The organism is Paenibacillus sp. FSL M8-0212, assembly GCF_038004645.1.
GTDB lineage: Bacteria > Bacillota > Bacilli > Paenibacillales > Paenibacillaceae > Paenibacillus.
The window spans coordinates 726,157-747,474 of record NZ_JBBORP010000001.1 but is presented as its reverse complement, the minus strand read 5'-3'; the positions used below and the strand labels follow the sequence as shown (position 1 = coordinate 747,474).

The following is a 21,318-nucleotide window of genomic DNA, read 5'->3' as shown; positions in this document are numbered from 1 at the left end:
CGAATATGAAGACCCGATTCAGTACTGTAAGATTAAGATACATATACATTGGAGGAGCAAGCGCGTTACTGAGCGTAGCGCTCCTTTTTGTCGTTTATCATGTGCTGCGATTTGCGCATAACCATGTCCTTCCTGATACAGCATGGATAACGCGTATGATGAACTGGGGAATCAACCATATCGGAACAAAGCCGTTTTTCATCTTCATTGGTGGAGCCGTATTTGCGATCTTTTTCTGGATTCGATCCCAGAAGATTGCGGAAGATCTCAGTCAACTTGCGCGCGGAACAGCCGAACTTGCATTGGGCCACCATCCTGGAAGAATTGATGTTCTCAGTGGTGGTGAACTACGACAAATTGCTGCCAATCTGAATACGATTGCTATTCTCCTTCATGAGGATGGGCTGAGCATATCAGAACCGAAACAGGAGAGAAGAGAGATAGAGGGAGCGTCTATTAAGCATGAGCAACCCGGACTTCAGCAACATATTGCAGAAGACAAGGAGAATGCTGAAACTAGTTCTACACAGGTGGACTTACCGATAAAACTTACTCTCTACGGTATTCAATCTTCTCTGGATGAGATCATCCAAGGGCGGTGCCAGGACGAGGTGGAAGTTCAGCATTGGGTCAAGTTCGCGTATGAACAGACATTGTTGCTTCAACATGCTCTGGAGATTACACAGCGAGATAGACAGGAACACGAAGTTTCAATGGAACGGGTACACAAGGAGCCTGAATGTTGAAGCGCGGGAGCAAGCGATGGATTTATACCGTATTTGATACAGCAGTGGTTGTCGTTTTGATGTTGGCCTTTTTCTATCTCTATCTGATTACTTATGGCGAAGGAATGATTGGAAATCATCCAGAGGCCATGCAGGTGGCCTCTTCAACCTTTATTACGAATGCAGAGGGGACCGAAATTTCGAGGTTGCATACGCAGACCAAAGGGGTTTCCGAATATGCTGACCTGAGCGCCATGCCAGATTTATTAAAGATGGCTTTTTTGGCTACAGAAGATCGACGTTTCTACAACCATGATGGACTGGATTTCATCGGTCTCGGCAGGGCCATAGTGCAAGATATTATACATATGAATCTGAGTCAGGGAGGAAGCTCCATCACGCAGCAACTGGCAAGAAATCTGTACTTGAATGGGGATAAAACGTTGAGTCGAAAGGTGAATGAGATGTCGATTGCAATGGCTCTTGAGAAGAAATACAGCAAGGATGAACTTCTGGAAATGTATCTGAATCAGATCTACATGGGACGCCAGCAGTATGGTGTAAAAGCGGCAGCCTGGCGGTATTTCGGAATTAAGGATATGCATCAGTTGGAACTATGGCACATTGCTACATTGGCGGGAATGCCCAAAGGTCCATCCATATACAATCCAGTAGATCATCCTGAACTTTCCAAACAAAGACGTGCCGTTATCCTTGGACTCATGCATGAACAGGGACTAATTACACGAAAGCAGATGCTCGAAGCCCGTAGCGTCGATTACACGCCGCCTGAAACCGTGTTGAATGCAGCAACTTCACCGGGCCTGAGCGAGCCGAGATATGTGTCTGCCGTGGATGCTGTGATTCAGGAGGCTTCTCGGCTCACAGGTAAAAGTGAAGCAGAGATTCACTCGGCAGGTTGGGTTATTCAAACCGGGCTAGACCAGCAGGCACAACTGGCGATGGAAGAAACATTTGCAGACACTACCCGATTCTCCGATGATCGCCAAGACGAGCTGGTTCAGGCAAGTATGGTTATTATCGACCAGCATAACGGTGAAGTAAAAGCGATGATGGGTGGGCGTAATCCCTTTAAAGGGGGTGTCAACCGAGCGATTATGGATTCGCGGCAGCCAGGTTCTTCGTTTAAACCAATTATTGCATATGGCCCTGCTTTGGAGTCGGGGAAGTTCAAGCCAGAGAGCATACTACCGGATAAACCCATGAGTTATGGCAACTATCACCCCAGCAATCTGGGTGGGCGTTACAGTGGTTCAATATCCATGTCCCAAGCCCTGCAAAAGTCCATCAATGCCCCAGCCGTATGGCTGCTTCATGAGACAGGGCTAAACGATGCACATCAATTTGCGGCACGACTCGGTATTGAACTGGGGAAAGAAGATCTAAACCTCTCGATTGCTTTGGGAGGTGTGCATCAGGGGGTGTCACCAATGAAGATGGCACAGGCCTATACGGTGTTTGCGAATAATGGCAAGTTGAATACAGCCCATCTGATACGCCAGATTACAGATTCCCGTGGACGAACAATATATGCTCATAAGTCGGAAAATAAGCAGGTAATCTCCTCGAGCACGGCGAATGCCATGACCAGAATGCTGCAAAATGTAGTCAGTCAGGGGACAGGAAGTCGTGCACAGTTAGGTCAACACAAGGTAGCAGGTAAAACGGGAACAACACAGGCTGCATTACCTGGTGTGGGAAGAGAGGCCAATCGGGATCTGTGGTTTGTGGGCTATACGAGTAACTGGACTGCGGCGGTTTGGATGGGATTTGATCGTACAGATACAGAACATTATATGAGGTCAGGAAGTGGTGTTGCAGCGGAGTTGTTTGCAACGGTAATGAGACGTGCTACCCAATAGAATGCAAGAGAGAGAACGTAGTCCAGACGGTTCTTTCCTTCTCTTGGATAACACAGTATGTAGCCTCTAATGTATAATATGTATCTTATCTATCGTAAACGGAGGCTGAAATGAACTATAAATATAGGAAATCGGAACGGGATACAAGCTCGCTGCAGCCTAAAAGTGGTATCAGACCGGAACGGCCTGGCATCTCCGGATTAGGCGGATGGCTTATTTTAATTCAGATTGGCCTGTGGGTCTCACTGGCGCTTCTGATCGCGGATATGTCGCAGGTAAATGTCATTATGGATCCGGTAAGATGGGAGGGTGTCCGCGGTGTCGACTCGGAACTTTATACTGAGGGAATACGCCCGCTCCTTTGGTTCGGAGTCATAAGCAGCGTCATTTTACTAATGATTGTTATCGTGAATCTCGTATTGTTGTATAAGAAAAAGAAACAGTTTCCACGCATGATGATTGTGCTGTGCATTGTGAATTTATTCATTGGAATCATGACATGGATTATGATCGCACGAATTGAGACTCCGAGAGAACAGCATGTGCTCGATCCAACATCAGCATTTAATTTGACGATACGATCCATTCTGACGTGCTGTATCTTCATTCCATATTTCCTGAGGTCGGTACGTGTGAAGAATACGTTTGTGAAGTAAATAGACTTCTTTGATTGTTTCACTGCACTATAGTGCTCTATAGGATAGTGATACGTAAGGCCCGTTGGTATACAAGATCTCATCCTGTATGCTAACGGGCCTTAAGTGTGCTGATATGTGAAAAGAATAATCATTTCGATGATGATTTTGTCCGCAGTGAGGCGGGAATTCGGCGTATCATCTGGTTTAATACCTCGGATAACACTAGGCCTACGGCAATGGCGCCGGATAACATGAGTGCTTTGGCGGCCATCTCCATAGCGGCACTGTAGTCATTTTGCACAAAACTTCGCATCGCATTATACGCCAGTCCACCAGGAACCAGAGGAATGATGCCTGCAACGCTGAAGATGATGACGGGGGCGCGAAACATGCGAGAGAATATCTGGCTGATGACACCTACGGCTATGGTCGCTGCAAGTGTAGCAGGAACCGCATCCGCTGCATATTCAAGCACGATATAGATAATCCAGCCGATCATGCCGACAAATCCACCGTGGAGCAGCATGCGCCGTGGTGCGTTGAAGATGATCCCAAACGCGGCTGAAGCGACAAAACTGGTTAAGGCTTGTTCAATAAAATGGAGCATATCCTGCATTCCTCCGTCTTACATAAAAAGTGAAAATACAACTGCAATGCCGGTACCTATGGCAAAGGCAGTCAGAAATGCCTCGGCTCCCTTGGATAATCCGGATACGAGATGCCCGGCCATCAGGTCGCGTACAGCATTGGTAATCAACAGCCCCGGAACCAGCGGCATCACCGAACCAATGATGATTTTGTCCCGTTCATGACCCACTCCCATATAGATCAGGAGAAAAGCGAGTATGCCAATAACAAAGGATGCCGTAAGCTCGGCAAAGAATTTGACCCGTACCAACCGGTGAAAGGCAATAACGGCTGCATAACCTATGCCCCCACAGATCAGCGCCGGAAGAAAGTCCCTCCAGCCCCCGCCAAACATAATGGTAAAACAACCACTGGATAACGCTGCGGCCGTAAGCTGCACAGCCGTTGAATAGGAGGAGGGCTTACCTTCGATCTGTACCAACAGATCATGGGCTTCCTGAGCGGATAGCTCACCTTGTCCAATACGGCGGGAGACCGCATTCACCTCGGACACCTTGTCCAGATCCGTTGTACGCTCAGAGATGCGAATCAGCTTGGCGGGTTCGGTTGCATCAACAGAGAAGAAGATGCCTGTCGGGACAACGTAACTGTGCGAATGGGGTAAACCCAGCGCCGCCGCCATACGTTTCATCGTATCTTCCACACGGTAGGTCTCACCACCGCTTTGCAGCATGATTTTGCCTGCGAGCAGACAGATGGCAATCACGCGGGATTGTTCAGTAGGGTTGCTGCCAATCATACCCGTCTCGACTTGTGATACGGGTGATGAATCATGACGTATGTATTCCAACCGGATCAAGCTCCGTTTCATATGAGATATGGGGTGGTGCGACACCATTGTATCATATTTCACACGCTCGCAAGGAATCATACCGCACCATAGCCGAGACCATAAAAAAGCTTCGTTCCCAAGACTTGAAGATCTCAGGAGCGAAGCTTCTTGGAACAGGTTCGGATATAGAAGTACAATGCCACTACATCAACAGCGTGATAACCAACAGTTCATACAGCACAAGCGGCAAAATTGTTGGTCCAAACAAGGCACGCGGTTCAGGATATCCATGAATCGGGGTAACCTGGAGATACAAAATTCCCCGGTCCGCACTGATGATGACACCTTCCCACACTTGCCCATCGATATTCTGGACTTGTACCTTCTTGCCTATATGCTGCCGAGCTGTATGATGAAGCATATTCCGCACACTTTGCACGGATTGAAGCATCGGTTGATTGGCTTGATACACGACACGCGTGGATGGCGTGGATGTCGATTCAGACATGATGCACAACCCTTCCTCAAAATAAGTTCTTACTTCAAGGTATGCATCTGCCTATAAAAGGTGATTACACAAACGCCATCTCAAGGCTCCCGCGTCCATTTTCATAAGCGACTTTGCCTAATGCTCCATTCACAAAGGTGAGCTGGGGCGGAACATGGCCGAGATCCACATCGTACAGTACAGGGACATCCAGATCCCCAAGTGCAGAGGATAGGGCATCGGTAAAATTGAAATTGGCTGTATCAGAATACCCTGCAGGCCGGCCGAACATGAAGCCTTTCACGCCTGCAAACCAGCCAGCCTGTTTCATCTGCCATAGATGACGATAGATATCCCCCGCGTTCATCTCACAGCTCTCCAGATACCAGATCGTTCCTTCATCTGCACAGTACTGATCCAGATACGATTGGACGGGTGCATACGGGGTGCCGATTAGACAGGTGATTGTATCCATACAGCCGCCGATCAGCCGACCGGAGAACGCCACAGCTTTATCTTCATCTTCCGAGTGGCCGAGCTGTTTCCAGCGCGAAGGTGTGTCCAGATTAAATCCAGGCAGTTCCATTTTCCATTCAGACTGATAGTGTGTGGAAGACGATTGGGTGATCTGTCCGCCGTAATTGGTCTGTAAAACATCAATCCAGCGCGCAGTCACCGGATCGAGAGAGCTTGATCTTAGATCAACATAATTGGTGCCGTGCGCTGTCGCTGTGCCGGTGATCAGGGTATAGGCGAACAGGAAGGTACTGATATCCGAGTATCCCATGACCCATTTGGGCGGCAAGGTTTTCAAAGCTTCCCAATCCAGCAGGGGCAGGATATCCATAAGAAACTCTCCACCCCATGGAGGGATAATGGCCTGAATATTAGGATTGCGAAAAAATTCATTCATCTCTTCGGCGCGTAACTCTTTGGAGGCACTCACGCATTTGGTGTTATGACGTAGAGAGGGGCTTTCCATCACGCCAAAACCCAGGCGCTCCATATTGCGTTTGCTCTCCTCAAGATAATGGTGCAGGGATTCACCTACACCGCTGGAGGGGGCTGCCACACCGATGGTATTTCCCGGAGCGAGTGGCTGCGGATAACGGATCGAACGTTGATTCATTATGGAAACACCCTTTCTTGTGAATATTGCTCATCTTCATGAATATTTCCATTATATAGATTAATCCGATTATTGAAAGCACGTTGTGTTCAGATTAAGGATTCACAGGAATCTCCAATGAGAATGGTGACTTGATTTTCATCGGATAGGTGGATATGTTCATCTTCAATTCACCTTTTAACTTGGCTCCATTTTCGATAGTAGAAGAAACAATCGTATGACTATCATCCGTCCCTTCCCCACTACTCCAACTGGTTCCAGGAATCTCATATGACTTCCCTTCACTGTCTTTAACATTTTCGAAAGAGAGAACGAACCCACCTTGCATACTGCCAGCAACAGAGAAGTCAATAATTAAATCGTTGCCTTCAACCTTGCTGCCAACCATCTTCAATCCAGGAGGACCACCTGTAATCTGACGTGACTTCAGATCAAGTGAAAGATTCAGATCCTTTTTGTCCAATCCCGAGAAGCCAGATCCCTGTAAGGTCAGCTTTTTCGGTATGGAGAAGTACATGCTTTCGAAATAAATGGAACGTTCATCCCCACCTGTTGAGGTATCTGTTCTCCACGCGCGACCTTGCTCGTCGACCAGTTGAAGATCACTGAGGCCAAATACCTTCTTGGTATTTTTAGGATCAAAATTCACATCAAGCACAAGACGGGTTGGATACAGGGTAGCCTGTTTCACATCAATACGCTGCCCATCCACCGTTAATGTCTGATTCACGGGAATGACTTTTTTCATGCCTTTGGTAAGATTTTTGTCTACCGGGAATGTCAATTTCCACTCTTCAGCACTTGCTGTATCTCTGGACTTAAACACAACACTCAGCTCTTCAGGAGGAAGGGCTCCATCTGTGAAGATCACATCAATCATATCCTCATATACATTTTTGTCTGAAGCCGGTTTAGGTGAAGCGTAACTAAATGCAACAGGAAGATCTTTTCCGTTCTCATCCAGCAAATCAATGTCATAATTGAATTTCTCCGAATCTTTCATGCCCTTCATCGTGTAAAAAATGACCATACGTGACTCGTCTGTAATAATGCCTTCAACGGTCAAGGAAGCACCATCATGCTCGTCGGTGACACCGACCTGCTGTAAGAGGGACTTATCGATGGCCATCATTAATCCTTTGTCCTGGCGAATCATACTCACAATGCCTTCCATGCCGGGCAATTGCTCCACGAAGGACGCAAAAGCGGGAGAGACACGGATACATCCGGTAAACAGCAGGATGAAGGCCGCTACCGAGATGGAACTCATGTACCAGCGCAGCCGGGACTTGCGTTTGCGGGCAGCCTGGCGGATTCCGGACTGAACAGCCTGATAGGCAGCATCCGGTACAGGCATGGTTTCATATTCCGTCTTGCGAGCATTCAGCCGTTCTTCCAATGCGTCGAACGAGTTTTGTTCATCCGTCATGAGGATACATCTCCTTTCGTTTCAAGTTGATCACGGAGCCGTCCGAGCGCCCGATGTAATCGGGATTTTACGGTTCCGGTCGGGATGTCGAGAATATCGGCAACTTCAGTTAAGGAGAAGCCTTCGAAATAACTCAGGATAATAATCTGTTTGCAATCCCGGTCAAGAGTTGAGACGGCGGCAGCAAGATCGGGGTCCGCAGGACGATCCCAACTGCTGGATTCATGAATCTCGGTGACGGGACTGAACCGACTTTTGCGTTTGCGTTCGTCCGCACAGTAGTTGAGCAGAATGCGGATGAGCCAAGTGCCAAAGTAGGAGGGCTCTTTTAATTTTTTGAGTTGACGGAACGCCCTGAACGTTGATTCCTGAATAGCTTCGAGGGCATCGCCTTCATTGTGCAGGTAGGCATAGGCGATACGGTACAGTCGGCTCTGATGTAATTCCATTAAGGCTGCAAAAGCCTCGGCATCCCCTTTTTGTGCGGCGATGGTGAGCTGGGTAGGGGTCACATGGCTCCTCCTTTCATGGATATGTTGAGTATTAGACCGCGTAAGGCTCCAAACGGTTCTTATTTTCTAAAAAAATATGATGTATTGCGATTTCTATAGAAGTTGAACTACGTATGTATACGAGAACGTAGAGGACAACAAATAACCGTCGGACCTTCTCTTTGTACTCCAAAAAGAGTCCTGACGGTTATTCACGGTATTGCTCACGTTATCTAATCATTGTTGCTGCTGTGCTGCCAAGGCTGCTCGCAGACATGAAGCTGTAGACGTGTTGCCACGTTCAAGTGAAATCTCCAGTGCGGTCTGGCCCGCTGAGTTTAGCGCGTTTGGATCAGCTCCATGCTGAAGTAACATCTCGATAAGTTCAATCTGATCCGTATGAAATGCTGCCGAGTGCAGCGCATTTTGTCCATCGCTGTCCAGAATGCTCGTTGATGCCCCATGTTCGAGCAAAAGGTGGATAACTTCTGGCGAGCGTTCTCCCGCAAGTGCGGCATGCAGTGCAGTATTGGACGGAATAAAGGAAATCTTGGAATGAGAAAGGGCGTTAACATCGGCTCCATACTCCAGAAGAAGACGAACTACTCCAGCTTGTCCATAATGAGAGGCATACCCCAGCGGAGTTAACCCATCCTGATTTTCAGTATTGGTGAGTTCCGGGTGAGAAGCGAGCAATAATTGCAGGTTGGCCACATCTCCAGCCTGTGCAGCCTGAAATAGTTGATTAATCTGTTCTGCATGATTCATAAAGGAATACCTCCATCTGATGAGATAATGTAATTATAGATGTTCCTCTTCAGAGGTTCTTCTTCATAATCACCTTTTTGCCCGCAGCTGGGAAGGAGAGCTATGGAAGCGTCTAGTGAATAATGAACTGAACGAACCGAGGCTTTCGAAGCCCACATCATAACAGATATTGGTGACCGACCTGTCCGAATCTAGCAAAAGCCGCTTTGCAGCCAATAGCCTGCATTCAGTCAGATAACGATGGGGTGAAGTACCAAACAACTTTTTATAACTGCGTAGAAAATGATTCACGGATAGTTGTGCAGCCGATGCTGTCTGTTCTAGCGTTAACGGCTGATCATAGTAGGCGGAGATATACTCATGCCCGATATACACTCTTCGGTACAACTCTTCTCGGGTTGAACGTCTGATCATATCCAGTTCGTTGATCTCTTGCTGAACGTTACGGTGTAGATCCAGCATGTGAACAGCAAGCTGATGAAGCTGCTCCGCTATTGCCCAGGAATCCAGCGTGTCTTGACTGTAGAAATTACGCAAATGATTCAGGGCTGCGCCAAGCCGATTATCCATCGCGTATGTACGTTCTACCCACTCCATCTTGTTTGAGGATGAATAACTATACGGCTCATCAAGTAGCTGAAGATCACTGGTAATTAGATTCCGGCCGATCTCTTCCACATAACCAGGAGGGAAGAAGATACAGAAGGATTCAACTGGAGTAGATGAATCAATGTGAAGACTATATTCCTGGCCCTCATTCAGAAGCAGATAGTTCTCATTATTGACTGCGAAGTGACCGCGCCCCGCTTCATAGAGCGTTTTTCCGTTATGGAATGTTTTCAGTGATAGCGAGCCGCTGCCTTTCCAATCGAATTGGGAACTCGATTCATGCAGAATGAAGGGTACAGGTCGAGGAAGAGGAATCTCCAACACTTGCAAGCACCTCCAAGCTTAATTCTGGTTATATAACTTCTTCACAGCTTCCAGCCCAGGTATGGCAAAGCAGGCGAGTGGAGAGGGCAGATCATGGAGTGGGAACCAGCCGATCTCACCAATGGCTCCGCCTTCTTCCAGATTACGAGCATGGCCGCCAATCACCTTGGTGGAATAGAGCACGGATATCCAATGTTCCTTCTGCTCTGGCTGGATCGTCTCCGCCGTACAGAGCAGACTGTCGATGGCGATATCCAGATTCACTTCCTCCTTGATTTCACGGATGACGGCAGTCTCCAGTGATTCATAGGGATCTACTTTCCCGCCGGGAATACTCCAAGTGTGCTGTTCGGGTTGACGATTCCGCCAGGCGAGGAGCACTTCGCCCCGTTCATTCAGGATAACCGCACCTACGCCGATGCGAGGTGAAATGTCAGATTCAGCTTTTGGATCTGAACTTAATTCCGACAGGGACAGCGGAGTTTGTTCGTCCGCATAACGCTGTGAGAAACGATCCGCGGCAACTTTCCCAGATTCAGGAGTACGATTAGACCGGAATGATAAAGGAAGCCCAGACTGTGCCGACCATTCTTCGGCAAGGATACTCATCGAGATCAGGTCATAATGCATGCCATCCCGCAAAACTGCAGAACGCTGGCGACCCTCTTCCCGGAATCCGGCTTTTAGGTACGCACGTCTCGCGGCTTCATTGTATTCGATGACTTCCAGCGCAATCCGGTTCAGGTTCAATTCGTGGAATCCATATCGAAGAATTAGAGCAAGGGCATCACTGCCGTAACCTTTACCCCGATCATTTTCTTCGCCGATACCAATGGCCAGACGAGCAGACCGATTGTTCCATTCAATTCGGTATAGGGCTGTGAATCCAATGAATCGGTTACCCTCCAGTGTACGTAATGCAAATTCAAATCCGTTATCGCGGCGGACGGAGGAGGACCCTGTCTCATCCGGCGTTAACGGGATCGCGATATCGGTATCCATGTTGCGCAAATATTCATAATCGTCTGTGAAGCGGGAGAGACGCATGCAATCTTCCGGGCATGGGGCCGCTAATCTGACTTTGGAACCTTGAAAACCATTTAAATGACGTGGAGACATGTTGCACCTCTTTTATTCGATATGAATTCATTCGTTTCTCCCCATTATACTACGAACAGGAGAGGATACCGAAAAATGGAACCAAACGAGCTACACTCAGGGAAAAAGATCACAAAAAAAAGCAGCCATTTCGGGCTGCTTGTACATTCATTATTTCAGATCATTCAATAAATTCTTCATTTTTTTGTAATGTCCACTGACCCGATCAACCATGTAGTTATACATGAGCTGGTTCTCTGAAAGGTCCGCCATTTCCTTGTCAATGTCAACGTTATTGTTGTTATTGTTCATCGTTGTTTCGTTGTTCTCGACAATTCGGTACTGTACGATGGAAGAATTGGGATCACTGACAGGGAAGTGTTTGGTATGAGTCCGCTTCATGGCGAGCTGATCGGTTTTGCCATTTTCAACGATACGTCGCAACTCTTCCTGAAATTCTACCGTTTTCTTTTTGTAGTTGGGTGTGTCTGCATTGGCAATGTTATTGGTAATCGCATTGTGTTGTGCAGTCAGTGCTTGTAACAGTGATTCGTTACGTCTTGTTGTATTCGTTTCGATCACGGGCTCAGTCTCCTTCACTGTAGATTGTACAGTTACTTCTATAATAAGAAATAAAGTTGCACACTGTCAACAAAACAAAGAAAAAGACAAGCACGTGCCGGAGGTCCCCCCGAAAAGAAGAACCCTACCTTCATGAAATCTTGTCTTAGACCTTGCCCTTATGGATCAGCGTTGAACAACCTCTTTAAGAGGGACGATTAATATTTTTGCCGTAATAGATCTCGTCCATCTCCAGCTTCAGCCATTCTGTAATCTCCTGTTGTTCCTTCTTGCTGAGCTTATCTTTGGTGTACCCAAACAGATAATTGTCGAGATCGAACTCCCTCAGTTTACACTTGGTGTGAAAAATATTCTCCTGATAGACGTTCACGTCAATCATGTCAAAGCTGCTCTTAATCTCGTCCGGAATATAATTCTGAATCGAGCCGATCTCATGGTCAATGAACAGCTTGCGCCCGCTTGTATCCCGCGTAAAACCACGCACCCGGTAATCCATCGTCATAATGTCCGTATCAAATGAGTGGATCAGATAATTCAGTGCCTTAAGCGGTGAGATCTCACCGCAGGTGGAGACATCAATGTCCGCACGGAAGGTACTGATACCTTCACTAGGATGAAATTCAGGGTAGGTGTGCACAGTGATATGGCTTTTATCCAGCTGCATGACAACGTTATCGGGCAGAGGGCCGGGAGATTCATCAAGTGATTCTTCAGGGATCTCCACGATTGGACCTTCGGAGACAAGCATCGTCACACTTGCACCTTGAGGCACGTAATCCTGCTGCGCAACATTCAGGACATGAGCCCCAATGATATCGGAGACGTTGTTTAGAATTTTACTCAGCCGGGCGGCGTTATACTGTTCATCAATATATTCAATGTAAGCTTCACGTTCGTCTTTGGTTTTGGTATAACAAATATCGTACATATTAAAGCTGAGCGACTTGGTCAGGTTGTTAAATCCATGCAGTTGAATGCGCTGCTCTGGCGTAATTGTCATGGTTGCAGTTCCCCTTATCCCATACGACATATCATCGCAGTTATAATACTACTTATACCCAACCTGCCTCGAAAAAAAACATATGTACGTCATTCAAAATACGATTCCCTTCTGATGAAAGCTATGCATGAATGGACTTCAGATGATTTACATTTTTTCAGAATGAAGAATCGTCAAAGTCTATAACATCGTTCATGCGCTCATCCTCAGCTACAGATTGAATATCCTCTGAAGTGACACTGATGATTGTATAATCCTCGTTCTGCTGTTTCTTCACGGCTTTTTCCTTCACAAAACGGGGGCTGCCTTCTCCAGCATCTTCGTCATAGACGAGCAGAAGACCGTCGCTTTTGCGCAGCAACAGGTCATCCCGTGCAGTGAACTGCCACGGCCCGATATAAGGTTGATTGCTAATCGCACCGTAATAGTCCACACCCGAGAGGATGGAACGGTAATACTCCTGCTTGTCTTCTTTCCATTGCTCTTCCGGGTTTTGAAAGGCAGTAATGATCGACAGCTTCAGATGCGGATACGTCTTCTTTAGATCAATCACCACTTCGCAGGCCCACAGGTCCACACCGTATTGTCCCGGCGTCAGCACCCATTCCAGACCGTCCTCGACAAGGGGAGTGAGGCGGGAGGAGATGGCTTTTTTGATATAAGGAATACCTTCATGTTTCTGTCCAAAAATTTGCAATTCATGTGCCCGGTAACCGGTGATCAACAGGTTTTTCAGTGTCCGTTCCTCCTTTCAGGCATGATCAAGGTGCAGTTATTTCGAAGGTGGAGCATCTGCACGGAACGGATACAGGAATGGCTTCGGAATATCCGTTTCAAATGACATCAGCTCATCCGTTGTGGGATGAATAAACGAGAGTATACGTGCATGAAGTCCGAGACGGCCAAGGTCTCTTGTGCGTGCACCATATTTTCTGTCACCGGCAATCGGATGTCCGAGATCTTCCATATGCACACGAATCTGATTTTTACGCCCTGTCTCCAGACGCACTTCCAGCAAGGAGAACTCACGGTTCGACTTCAGACGTTTGTAATGTGTAATGGCGTGTTGTCCATCATTCGGACGAGAGCTGGAGTACATTTTCAGCGTTTTGGTTTCCTTCAGCCAGGAAGAGATGGTACCTTCTTCTTTGGCTACTGCACCTTCAACAAGGGCAACGTAGACGCGGTCCTGCACATTTTCCTTCCAGTTGTTTTGCAGCTTCTGCTGTACCTCTTCACTTTTGGCAAACATCATGACACCCGACGTATCCCGATCCAGACGATGGACAACAAAGATCCGGTTGAGCGGATTAGTGCGGCGTACATGCTCTGTCAGTTGGCGGTATGCCGTCAGGTCATCCGTCTTGTCAGCGGCAATGGACAGCAGTCCAGCTTCCTTACGGATCACAATGATATCATCGTCTTCATGCAAAATGTTAATACCCGTCAAGGACGGAGCAGCGACTGCACCTTCTTTTCGAATATAGACAATCTGACCTGGCGTCAGCGCTTCATTAAACTTGGTTACGACCTTCTGATCCACGGATACCTGTCCACGACCCAGAATGGATTTTACTGCATTCCGTCCCGATTTCAGATGTTGCAACAGGAAGTTCAACAGTTCATCCGGTTCGGTCACTTTGTACTGGCGTGGTGGTTCCTGCTTGCGATAATAGGAATTGCCTGGTCGTTTGGATGCGCTGGCATTTTTGGGTTTGTTGCCTCCAGCTTTCTTGGGTGCACCCGATGATTTCGCGGCTATTGGCTTCTTATTCTCCTCCGTATTGCGTGATGCGGAAGCACCTGATGTTTTGGCAGATGAGAAGTTGGACTTGCCGGAACGTGCTGAGGATGAACCTGCATAAGATTTCCCCTTGGCCGAGGCCGATGTCTTGCCTGTTGGACGTTTGCGTTTATTCATGAATAGTAATCTCCTTCTGAACAGCCTGTACCGCTTGTGTGCATACGATCCGTTCATTTTCGTTATGCAGTTCAATATACCATTAACAGTCGACAAATAAAAATAGGTTCATGCAATCTGCTATACATCCAATCATAAGAGTAGTGAGATTCATAGGATAGGGTATCCCATAGCATTGGAGGTGTTACTCATGGGCGTGTTTCTCGATATGAGAACTTCGATGAACTCGGCAACCGTAGGACAGCCCGGTTTGTCACTGTCAGAATCCCCGGCAGCCTTCGGCACCATTGGTCTACAGACGCAGGGTGTGGTGAATCCCATTATTACGTTGAACGGGACAGTAGGTGTTACGGGAGAACTGGGAGATACCTTTGTTGTGGAGCTTGTGCGGGGTTTTTTATATGATCCTTTCTATATCATCTACCGTGCTGAAGGTACGATTGGACAGAACGGAGGTGCCGAATTCCATTCGTTCACAGCTCAGGATCTGTCTGCACCACCAGCATTGGAAAGTGTGTATACTTCGTTCATCTCGGGGGTGTCCACAGCAGTAAGAACCGGGCCGGAGATGTTATACGGTATTGCAGCCACCGGTTAGTAGTGAAAGGCGAAATATAACAAGCAGAGTGCTTCGTCATCACTTCTGTTGACGGCAGAGTTCGCTTCATACCCCAGAAACGCAAGACAATACTGCGATAGGTTTCGCCTAGCGCTCAGCAAGAAACCCCCGGCTTAAGAAGTCGGGGGTTTTTGCCGTACAAGTATCTGCGCGACTCAATACAACTCACGAATCTAAAGTTTGGAACTGTCCAGGATCAGTTGGCACGGCCTTTCAGAATGATGTTGTTGGCTTTGCCAAAGTCGATAGCAACTTTGCCTGCGAGTGCAGCTGTTCGCTCCGCAAGGATAACCGCGTTGACGCCACAGGAGAAGAGAGCAACATCGAAGGTATGTTGATTATTCTGAATCCAGTGCAGCGTTTCATCCATCTGATCATAACTGTCGAAGGGCAGGGCAGTCACAATGTTCAGATTATACGGCTCACGTTCGAGCATGACACGCAGAGCCTCAATCTCACGAGTAACGAGTAACACACGCTTGCCTGCAAGCATCTGCCAGAAACGTGGGTTCTGCGCCAGTTCCCGATTAACACAGGCATGACAAGTCATCGGAGGAGAGATGCCAAAGTGTGCAAATACCATATCGGTCAGGGGTCTTTTGAGATAATCCGGAGCATTAATAGTGTTGTCACCACGAGGAAGAATGCCCACGATATCGGCACGTTGCAAGGAAGCGGCGACTTCATCCCGGAGTTTCGGGTTGGGCAGACGAAGTCCCTTTTGCCCTAAGTTGGCTTTCTTGGCCCAACGCTCCTGAAGGACCTGTTCCGTGGGCCATACGGTTTCTTGAGACATGACGATATTCTCGCCATCACCGACTCTTACAAGAGACAGCGGTCGGTGTTCCAGGAGTGCCACTTCGAGCTGATCAAGCACACCTTCCATTTCAAGATAGATCGAATTCATTCGATGGGTTGCCTCCTTTGAAAATTGAACTGTTCTATTCTATGTTGCGACTACAGTTACGATATGTACGTTCGACCCGAAGGGCGCCATCTTTGGTTGTATATCAATCTATTTATAGGAAAGTTAGTACATCTGTCGGTACCGCTTCTATCAACGTTTCATACGTTATAGAGTGCTGGATTCACAAGCGAGATGTGGCTTGTAAACGATCAGATAGATAGAAGATGGTCTTCGTAGGAAGACGGCATCAAAACTATGAAAACAGTCTGTATCCGACAAACGGAACATGCAGCGTACATGAGGAGGAGTGTTATGTCCAGGAAAATTGTGATTGAGATTAACTTTAACAATTACGGAATGGACCCGCAGCGATTGACGCGAGAGTGGCTGGAGCGTCGGATGAGCATCTTCCGCACGTTCACATTGCATTGCCTGAAGGCACAGACGAATCAGGATTTCCTCACAGTGGTGAAGTTGTCCAAGGAATCGGGGGAATTAATGCAGGAGATTCTGGCGGATCAGGAGCCGCTTCCTTCCAATATTCGTTTTGGAACCAATATCGAGAGTGTGCGTGCCATTTTGGCGTTTGCCAAAGGTACGGAGCGGCTATATATTGCCCGTCTGGATTCGGATGATCTGTATCATAAAACCTTTGTTCAACAGCTCTACGATATTCAACCACAGCCGCAGACGATGGCACTGATCAACCAGAACGGATATCTGTGGGACAGTGTGAATAACGAGATGGCCCCGGCGTTTCACCGTTCTCCGCAATTCTATGTCTACTTATATCAGACAGCCGAATACGCAGCAGGATACCGGGTCAAGCTTCCGGGCAGAGGTACACATGGCAATGTCATTGAACTGCCGCACGAGCTGCTTGCTCCGCGCAATTATGTCAACATTGTACATTCGAGCAATACTTCAACCAAAAAGGTACCGCCCAAAGACCGGTTAAGCCGGGATGAGATGGCACAGGTACTACGCGAATTCATGATCTGATCAGGGAGGGATTCATCCATGATTCAAGGACAAACGATTCTGATCACCGGAGGAACGGGCTCCTGGGGTCAAAAGCTGACTGAGGTACTGCTGGAGCAGAACCCGGCTGAGATTCGCCTTCTGTCACGTAATGAATACGCCCAGATTGCGATGCAGCGAGAGTTCAACCATGATCCGCGTCTGCGATTCATCATTGGGGATATCCGCGATTTTCGGGCAGTGGAAGATGCATGCAGAGGTGTGGATGTGCTCTTCCATCTGGCTGCGCTGAAGCATGTTCCGGTCTGCGAGGACCAGCCGGATGAAGCGTTCAAGACCAATGTGATCGGGACCCAGAATATTATTCGGGCTGCGATACGTATGCAGGTTGCCAAAGTCATCGATGTATCCACCGATAAGGCGGTAGATCCGATTAACGTATACGGCATGACGAAGGCATTGGGTGAAAAAATGATGATCCGTGCCAACTGGCTAAGTGAAGGTACCCGGTTTGTCTGCATCCGTGGGGGCAATGTGCTTGGAACCAGCGGCAGTGTCGTGCCCCTGTTCCGTCGTCAGATCGATGAAGGCAAAAGCCCGACCATTACGGATATAGGCATGACCCGTTTTTTCCTGACACGTACCGAAGCTATACATTTACTGCTTAAGGCGGCTGAGGCGGCCGTGGGTGGAGAGACTTTTGTGATGAAAATGAAAGCTTGCAAGATGACGGAACTTGCATCCGTCATGTTGGAACAGGCAGGCCGTCCATCCTTCGATTATAAGGTGACGGGAATACGTCCAGGCGAGAAACTACATGAAGTGCTGATCTCGCCCTATGAAGCGCCGCGTACGTACCAATACGATGCACAGTATTATGTCATCCTGCCGGAGCATAAGGACAAGAGCCTGACGGATCAGTACAGCAGTCTGCCTCGTGTGAACTTCTCCGAGTATCGCTCGGACAGTGCCATGATGAACAAACCAGCGATTGCCCGGTTTTTACGTGCAGGGGGCTATATCGATTAGGGTGTGTCTCAAAACTCGTTCGGAGTTCTCAGATACGCCCACCGAAGGGAGGCGGAGCGTTTGGAGGTGGAAGGAATGGAAGGAAATTATCAGCACAACCAGCACGAAGGAAATGAAGAGTTACAGCAACGTAGCCTAATACAACATATTAATGACCGCTCCCTAAAAGCTGTTGTCATTGGTCTAGGCTATGTGGGTTTACCCATGGCTGTAGAAATGGCACAGGCAGGTTATCAAGTCCACGGGATTGACATCGATACCTCCAAGGTAGCCAAGCTGAACGCCGGGAAGTCGTATGTCATCGGTATAGAAGATGATGTTGTGCAGTCGCTTATGCAGGCTGGGTTATTCACGGCAAGCACCGATTATGCAGCGGTGGCACAGGCGAATGTCATCGTGATCTGTGTGCCCACCCCGCTGACTGCCGAGCATCAACCGGATATCTCGTATATCTCGGCGGCGGTGGATGGCATGACTCCGTATTTGCAGGAAGGCAGCCTTGTTATATTGGAAAGTACGACCTATCCGGGCACAACGGAGGAACGCGTGAAACAACCGATTGAAGCGGCAAAAGGCTGGCGAGCCGGAGAACAGTTCTACGTCTGTTATTCTCCAGAGCGGGTAGATCCGGGCAGTGTACATTATGGTGTGAAAAATACCCCGAAAATCATTGGCGGCTCCACACCCGCTTGTCTGAATTATGGTAAACAGTTCTATGGCTCGTTCCTCAACGAAGTTGTTCCGGTTAGTTCAACAACGGTAGCGGAGACGGCAAAGCTGTTCGAAAATACATTTCGCAGTGTCAATATTGCACTCGTGAATGAGCTGACCCCGGCCTGTGAACAGATGGGGGTAAACATCTGGGAAGTACTGAATGCGGCGGCAACCAAGCCATTTGGTTATATGCCGTTCTATCCAGGTCCTGGCATCGGCGGACATTGTATTCCAATCGATCCGCTCTATCTGTCCTGGGCTGCAAATCGTCAGGGATCGGAGCTGCAATTCATTCAGCTGGCGGATGCAACCAATCGGCAAATGCCAGAGAGAGTGGTGAAGCGTGCTACGGAGCTACTGGAGCAGAATGGTGTATCTGTGCGGGGAGCACGTGTTGTACTCGCAGGTATGGCTTACAAAAAAGACATTGACGACCTGCGCGAATCGCCAGCATTGGATGTCTTCCGGCTGCTGAGTGTAGCGGGCGCAGATGTGGTTTTCACCGATCCGATGGTGCCTGTCTTCCGTAAGGATGATGGTACAGTGTTGCACGCTAGTCCGGCGGTGCCGGAATTGTGGACAGGAGCTGATCTGGTGATCATCACCACGGATCATTCGGGATTCGATTATCAGGAGATGGCAGATCATGCAAAGCTAATTTTTGATACACGCAATGCAACGGCCGGATGCCACGGGGGAAATATTGTGGTACTGGGTCAGCCTGTACGGCATGAGGCCAAGAGAGTTTACGAGCAACAGGAACCAGTAGAAGGGTCCGGGCAAAAAGAGGAAGTCAAGGTGGCAGTCGAGGGCGCCGTAATTCGTCGTGAAGCTGCGATCGATCCAGACGAGGATCAGGGAGATGCCCATGGCAAATCATGATCGTGTAAGCGAACGCTATTACGGCGAGATTAATTCGGAAGATTCTCATGAAGCGACGAGAACGCGTATCCACTGGATGTGCCGTGAGGCAACAGGCAAACGCATCCTGGATGTCGGGTGCAGTCAGGGCATTACGTCCATTCTGCTGGCACGTGAAGGATTTCGTGTCACTGGCATTGATTTGGAAGAGGAAAGTGTCCGGTATGCGCAAGCTGAGCTTGCAAAAGAATCTAGGCCAGTTCGAAACAATGTGGATTTTCGAATGCTGGATATTACGCAATGGAAAGTAAGAACTACTTTTGACACGGTGCTGCTTGGAGAAGTGCTGGAGCATTTTGCTCATCCGGAGACGTTATTGATCCAGATTCATCGGCTGTTGCAGGAAGATGGGACACTGGTTGTAACCGTGCCGTATGGGTATCACCCGTTCTATGACCATAAGCAGACCTTCTATGCGGGAAGTCTGGCGATAACCCTGATGCCGTATTTTGAAGTCTTGAAACTCGAAGTTCATCATAAATATCTATGTTGCGTGGCCCGCAAACGTCGGAGTACACAACTGCATATGTCACCGACTTTGGATCAACTGTTGGAGTGGATGGAGCTGGATCATGTCCATTTTGCCGAGGTGGAACATCAGCACCTCCGTGTAATGAAGCAGCGCAAGAAGGCACTGGACAGTGCAGTGGAGCAGGTGAAACGGCTTCGCAGTCAGGGGAGTAGTGAAGGGTAGCAGTGTTGTTTAGTATGACGACAGAACTATTCTATGTTCTAACGAATCTCACACGCCTTATTTTGATGATTTTGGAGAGATGAGAAATTTAACGAATCTCAGCGACGTTATTTCATCCCAAAGCTGCGCTAAACGACGAATGGATGCCTAAAATGTGAAAATAGCGGGTCTCAGATTCGTTATATTTTTCAAGTGGCTGAAATGCACTGAATAGCGTAAGCTCAGTTCGTTAGCCACGGTGAAAATGAAATGAATTCCGTGACCAATACCACATACCAAATAAATTGGAATAAACATTTACACGAAACGGAGAAGCCCGAATGAATTTCAAGAAGCGGAGCTAAAACCGTTCTGAATGAAAGCTGTATCGGAAGCATATGCTTCGCCTTTATCCCCGGATTTACCCTTTATAAAAGGAATTAAAAAAATGGGGATAACAACGATCGGAAAGTTTCTGTCATCGGAGTGTCCAGTGTAAATATCTTTTAGTTCAACTTACGATAGTACTTTGTTCGAAGTATTTAACCAACGAAAGAACAAATCCGTTATGAAATTTCGCAATACGCGTACGACAGGAAGGGGCTCAAAACGTGATCACCATCAGTCTGTGCATGATTGTGAAGAACGAGGAACGCACGCTTGCGCGCTGTCTGGATTCGGTTGCCGGCATCGCGGACGAGATCGTTATAGTGGATACCGGTTCATCGGATCGCACGATGGACATCGCTGCGCAGTATACCAACCAGATCTACACGTATGAATGGAAGGAAGACTTTGCCGCAGCGCGGAATGAGTCATTCGCCAAGGCCACTCAGGAGTATATCCTGTGGCTGGATGCGGATGATGTGCTGCTGCCCGCGGAACGGGCAAAGCTAGAGGTGTTGAAGCAACAGCTTCCGTCTGAGGGGGAGACGGAAGCTGTAATCTTGAACTATACGCTGGCCGAGGG

Annotated in this window: 22 protein-coding genes and 2 pseudogenes; 9 read left to right on the top strand and 15 right to left on the bottom strand. The window is 48.1% G+C overall.

Annotated elements, in window-relative coordinates:
• Window positions 1-5: 5 nt before the first annotated feature.
• The 3 genes from MKX68_RS03475 (at window position 6) to MKX68_RS03465 (ending at window position 3,264) form a co-directional block, all read left to right on the top strand.
• Window positions 6-746: a hypothetical protein gene (locus MKX68_RS03475; RefSeq protein WP_340909147.1), complete on the top strand. Its 741-nt coding sequence runs from the start codon at window positions 6-8 to the stop codon at window positions 744-746.
• The gene (locus MKX68_RS03470) at window positions 740-2,608 is read left to right on the top strand and encodes a transglycosylase domain-containing protein (protein WP_340909145.1); all 1,869 of its coding nucleotides are present in this window, start codon (window positions 740-742) and stop codon (window positions 2,606-2,608) included. The genes MKX68_RS03475 and MKX68_RS03470 overlap by 7 nt, the downstream gene beginning before the upstream one ends.
• A 110-nt stretch (window positions 2,609-2,718) precedes the next feature.
• Window positions 2,719-3,264, top strand: a complete 546-nt coding sequence (locus MKX68_RS03465) for a DUF2569 domain-containing protein (protein ID WP_340909143.1) — start codon at window positions 2,719-2,721, stop codon at window positions 3,262-3,264.
• Between the two features lie 130 nt (window positions 3,265-3,394).
• Here MKX68_RS03465 and MKX68_RS03460 read toward each other — a convergent pair whose 3' ends face one another.
• From MKX68_RS03460 to MKX68_RS03395, 14 genes and pseudogenes are all read right to left on the bottom strand, one after another.
• On the bottom strand, window positions 3,395-3,853 hold the full coding sequence (locus MKX68_RS03460; RefSeq protein WP_074094046.1) for a threonine/serine exporter family protein: 459 nt from the start codon (window positions 3,851-3,853) through the stop codon (window positions 3,395-3,397).
• An 18-nt stretch (window positions 3,854-3,871) separates the two neighbouring features.
• On the bottom strand, window positions 3,872-4,633 hold the full coding sequence (locus tag MKX68_RS03455; protein ID WP_338594877.1) for a threonine/serine exporter family protein: 762 nt from the start codon (window positions 4,631-4,633) through the stop codon (window positions 3,872-3,874).
• Window positions 4,634-4,868: 235 nt separating this feature from the next.
• A complete protein-coding gene (locus MKX68_RS03450; protein ID WP_338592387.1) occupies window positions 4,869-5,174 on the bottom strand; it encodes a hypothetical protein in 306 nt (101 codons plus the stop codon).
• 64 nt (window positions 5,175-5,238) lie between these two features.
• Window positions 5,239-6,282 carry a S66 family peptidase gene (locus MKX68_RS03445; protein WP_340909139.1) on the bottom strand — a complete coding sequence of 348 codons (1,044 nt, stop codon included), beginning with the start codon at window positions 6,280-6,282 and terminating at the stop codon, window positions 5,239-5,241.
• Window positions 6,283-6,376: 94 nt separating this feature from the next.
• A complete protein-coding gene (locus MKX68_RS03440; RefSeq protein ID WP_133386822.1) occupies window positions 6,377-7,711 on the bottom strand; it encodes a DUF4179 domain-containing protein in 1,335 nt (444 codons plus the stop codon).
• A complete protein-coding gene (locus MKX68_RS03435) occupies window positions 7,708-8,223 on the bottom strand; it encodes a sigma-70 family RNA polymerase sigma factor (RefSeq protein WP_240768268.1) in 516 nt (171 codons plus the stop codon). The genes MKX68_RS03440 and MKX68_RS03435 overlap by 4 nt, the downstream gene beginning before the upstream one ends.
• A 216-nt stretch (window positions 8,224-8,439) precedes the next feature.
• Complete coding sequence (locus tag MKX68_RS03430) at window positions 8,440-8,970, bottom strand: ankyrin repeat domain-containing protein (protein ID WP_249911453.1); 531 nt, start codon at window positions 8,968-8,970, stop codon at window positions 8,440-8,442.
• Window positions 8,971-9,039: 69 nt separating this feature from the next.
• Entirely contained in the window at window positions 9,040-9,903 is an 864-nt protein-coding gene (locus tag MKX68_RS03425; RefSeq protein ID WP_340909133.1) for a helix-turn-helix transcriptional regulator, read from the bottom strand.
• An 18-nt stretch (window positions 9,904-9,921) separates the two neighbouring features.
• Complete coding sequence (locus tag MKX68_RS03420; RefSeq protein WP_339790744.1) at window positions 9,922-10,323, bottom strand: NUDIX domain-containing protein; 402 nt, start codon at window positions 10,321-10,323, stop codon at window positions 9,922-9,924.
• Between the two features lie 210 nt (window positions 10,324-10,533).
• Window positions 10,534-11,022: pseudogene (locus MKX68_RS03415) on the bottom strand (GNAT family N-acetyltransferase); the annotation flags it as partial.
• A gap of 150 nt (window positions 11,023-11,172) precedes the next feature.
• A complete protein-coding gene (gene flgB, locus MKX68_RS03410; protein WP_091033431.1) occupies window positions 11,173-11,583 on the bottom strand; it encodes a flagellar basal body rod protein FlgB in 411 nt (136 codons plus the stop codon).
• 184 nt (window positions 11,584-11,767) lie between these two features.
• Window positions 11,768-12,583, bottom strand: coding sequence for an adenosylmethionine decarboxylase (gene speD, locus MKX68_RS03405; RefSeq protein ID WP_036610662.1), 816 nt, complete (start codon window positions 12,581-12,583; stop codon window positions 11,768-11,770).
• A 157-nt stretch (window positions 12,584-12,740) separates the two neighbouring features.
• Complete coding sequence (locus MKX68_RS03400) at window positions 12,741-13,319, bottom strand: DUF1273 domain-containing protein (protein ID WP_091033429.1); 579 nt, start codon at window positions 13,317-13,319, stop codon at window positions 12,741-12,743.
• A gap of 36 nt (window positions 13,320-13,355) precedes the next feature.
• Window positions 13,356-14,504, bottom strand: a complete 1,149-nt coding sequence (locus MKX68_RS03395) for an RluA family pseudouridine synthase (RefSeq protein WP_289391578.1) — start codon at window positions 14,502-14,504, stop codon at window positions 13,356-13,358.
• A gap of 190 nt (window positions 14,505-14,694) precedes the next feature.
• Here MKX68_RS03395 and MKX68_RS03390 point away from each other — a divergent pair, with 190 nt between their 5' ends.
• Window positions 14,695-15,102 carry a hypothetical protein gene (locus MKX68_RS03390; RefSeq protein ID WP_091033422.1) on the top strand — a complete coding sequence of 136 codons (408 nt, stop codon included), beginning with the start codon at window positions 14,695-14,697 and terminating at the stop codon, window positions 15,100-15,102.
• 217 nt (window positions 15,103-15,319) lie between these two features.
• Here MKX68_RS03390 and MKX68_RS03385 read toward each other — a convergent pair whose 3' ends face one another.
• On the bottom strand, window positions 15,320-16,030 hold the full coding sequence (locus MKX68_RS03385) for a GT-D fold domain-containing glycosyltransferase (RefSeq protein ID WP_339785388.1): 711 nt from the start codon (window positions 16,028-16,030) through the stop codon (window positions 15,320-15,322).
• Window positions 16,031-16,342: 312 nt separating this feature from the next.
• On the opposite strand from MKX68_RS03385, the gene MKX68_RS03380 reads away from it, so the two are divergent.
• The 5 genes and pseudogenes from MKX68_RS03380 to MKX68_RS03360 form a co-directional block, all read left to right on the top strand.
• Window positions 16,343-17,032 (top strand): glycosyltransferase, encoded by a 690-nt coding sequence (locus MKX68_RS03380; RefSeq protein WP_340909127.1) that lies wholly within the window; start codon window positions 16,343-16,345, stop codon window positions 17,030-17,032.
• Window positions 17,033-17,050: 18 nt separating this feature from the next.
• The gene (locus tag MKX68_RS03375; RefSeq protein ID WP_340909125.1) at window positions 17,051-18,040 is read left to right on the top strand and encodes an SDR family NAD(P)-dependent oxidoreductase; all 990 of its coding nucleotides are present in this window, start codon (window positions 17,051-17,053) and stop codon (window positions 18,038-18,040) included.
• A gap of 66 nt (window positions 18,041-18,106) precedes the next feature.
• On the top strand, window positions 18,107-19,636 hold the full coding sequence (locus tag MKX68_RS03370; protein ID WP_340915263.1) for a nucleotide sugar dehydrogenase: 1,530 nt from the start codon (window positions 18,107-18,109) through the stop codon (window positions 19,634-19,636).
• Complete coding sequence (locus tag MKX68_RS03365; RefSeq protein WP_340909123.1) at window positions 19,623-20,369, top strand: class I SAM-dependent methyltransferase; 747 nt, start codon at window positions 19,623-19,625, stop codon at window positions 20,367-20,369. Before MKX68_RS03370 ends, MKX68_RS03365 begins: the two co-directional genes overlap by 14 nt.
• Window positions 20,370-20,980: 611 nt before the next feature.
• A pseudogene (locus MKX68_RS03360) lies at window positions 20,981-21,217 on the top strand (glycosyltransferase); the annotation flags it as partial.
• Window positions 21,218-21,318: the final 101 nt, after the last annotated feature.